3 protein-coding genes and 2 pseudogenes are annotated in these 1,807 nt (G+C 45.0%); all 5 read left to right on the forward strand.

All coding sequences use genetic code 11. From position 1 onward, the window contains the following. Nucleotides 1-284: pseudogene (locus tag V2H77_RS00695) on the forward strand (IscS subfamily cysteine desulfurase); the annotation flags it as partial. A 24-nt stretch (nucleotides 285-308) separates the two neighbouring features. After that, a pseudogene (locus V2H77_RS00700) lies at nucleotides 309-657 on the forward strand (iron-sulfur cluster assembly scaffold protein). Nucleotides 658-761: 104 nt separating this feature from the next. After that, on the forward strand, nucleotides 762-1,085 hold the full coding sequence (gene iscA / locus V2H77_RS00705) for an iron-sulfur cluster assembly protein IscA (protein WP_265379967.1): 324 nt from the start codon (nucleotides 762-764) through the stop codon (nucleotides 1,083-1,085). A 37-nt stretch (nucleotides 1,086-1,122) separates the two neighbouring features. Beyond that, the gene (gene hscB / locus V2H77_RS00710) at nucleotides 1,123-1,644 is read left to right on the forward strand and encodes a co-chaperone HscB (protein ID WP_341497267.1); all 522 of its coding nucleotides are present in this window, start codon (nucleotides 1,123-1,125) and stop codon (nucleotides 1,642-1,644) included. An 11-nt stretch (nucleotides 1,645-1,655) separates the two neighbouring features. Continuing rightward, the coding region (locus tag V2H77_RS00715; protein WP_341497268.1) for a hypothetical protein at nucleotides 1,656-1,807 on the forward strand (152 nt) is incomplete at its 3' end.

Raw genomic sequence — 1,807 nt, forward strand, 5'->3', positions numbered from 1 at the left:
AATCACTGATGATGTCATTAAAAGATCTGGCGGTCTCTTCGGGTTCTGCATGTACTTCCGCCAGCCTGGAGCCTTCCTACGTACTGCGTGCGTTGGGGATGAATGACGAACTGGCTCACAGCTCTATCCGTTTCTCTTTAGGGCGCTTTACGACAGAAGAAGAGATCGACTACGCCATTGAACTGATTCATAAATCTATTGGCCGCCTGCGTGAACTTTCTCCACTGTGGGAAATGTTTAAACAAGGTGTGGATCTAAACAGTATCGAATGGTCTCATCATTAATCAGACGGTTTCAGGAGTAACAACATGGCTTACAGCGAAAAAGTAATTGATCACTATGAAAATCCACGTAACGTCGGTTCTTTCGATAGTGAAGATCCAATGGTTGGCAGCGGCATGGTCGGCGCCCCTGCGTGTGGTGACGTGATGAAACTGCAAATCAAAGTCAATAATGAAGGCANNTGCGATTGCTTCCAGTTCTTTAGTCACAGAATGGATGAAGGGCAAATCTCTGGAGCAAGCGGAAGCGATTAAAAATACTGAAATTGCAGATGAATTAGAACTGCCGCCAGTGAAAATCCACTGTTCTATTCTGGCGGAAGATGCGATTAAAGCAGCGATTGCGGATTACAAAAGTAAACGCCAGGGCAGATAACACGGCCCTTGATAATAAGAAGATAGAAAAAAATTTGGCGGATACTGGCTGTTACATACCGTCTGGTATCCGCCTTTGCTGGTTTTTAAAAGTGAGGTTGTTGTATGTCAATTTCCCTTACAGAAAGTGCTGCACAACGCGTTTCGTCATTCCTGAATAACCGTGGAAAAGGTGTTGGTTTGCGTCTGGGGGTCAGAACATCTGGCTGTTCAGGTATGGCTTACCTGCTTGAATTTGCCGATATGATTAACGAAGACGACACCGTGTTTGAAGATAAGGGCGTCAAAGTTATCATAGATGGCAAAAGCATGGTCTATCTCGACGGTACAGAGCTGGATTTTGTTAAAGAGGGCCTTAACGAAGGCTTTAAATTCAACAACCCAAATGTTTCCAGTGAATGTGGTTGTGGAGAGAGTTTTAACGTTTAATTCCGTTTTTCGGCCAAATCCAGAGTAAGTTTAGATTATGGACTATTTCACTTTATTTGGGCTGCCGGCTCGTTATGCTGTTGATCGTGAACAACTGGCAAGCTGTTATCAAGAATTGCAGCGTCAGTTTCATCCGGATCGCTTTGCTAGTCAGCCAGAGCGTGAAAAAACGCTGGCGTTGCAGCAAGCCGCGACTATCAATGACGGTTATCAAACGCTCAAACACCCCCTGAAACGCGCTGAATATATGCTCTCTCTGCATGGCTTTGATTTAGCCAATGAACAGCACACCATGAATGACAATGCCTTCCTGATGGAACAACTTATGTTGCGGGAGGAATTGGAGTGTATTGCCAGCAAAGCGAATCCAGAAGCGGCATTGGCTGATTTTGCCGCTCGTGTAAGTGGGATGATTAAAACTCGTAGTCAGCAAATGGTGCGGCAATTGGATGAACAGCAGTGGGAACAAGCTGCCGATACGGTGCGTAAATTACGTTTTCTGGATAAATTGCAACAGCAGGTTGAACAACTGGAAGAACGTTTACTGGACGACTTTTAAGGAAAGCGTATATGGCTTTATTACAAATTAGCGAGCCGGGGTTATCCGCTGTACCACATCAACGTCGTTTAGCTGCCGGTATTGATTTAGGCACGACACATTCATTAGTTGCCACTGTTCGCAGTGGACAAGCGGAAACATTAATGGATAGTGAAGAACGTTA

Origin of the sequence: Photorhabdus sp. P32, assembly GCF_038085095.1 — a bacterium.
In the GTDB taxonomy this organism is placed as follows: Bacteria; Pseudomonadota; Gammaproteobacteria; order Enterobacterales; family Enterobacteriaceae; genus Photorhabdus; species Photorhabdus luminescens.

Bases quoted from the DNA above. Each gene is read 5' to 3' on its own strand.
- iscA (WP_265379967.1), top strand. From the start codon at position 762: ATGTCAATTTCCCTTACAGAAAGTGCTGCACAACGCGTTTCGTCATTC.
- hscB (WP_341497267.1), top strand. From the start codon at position 1,123: ATGGACTATTTCACTTTATTTGGGCTGCCGGCTCGTTATGCTGTTGAT.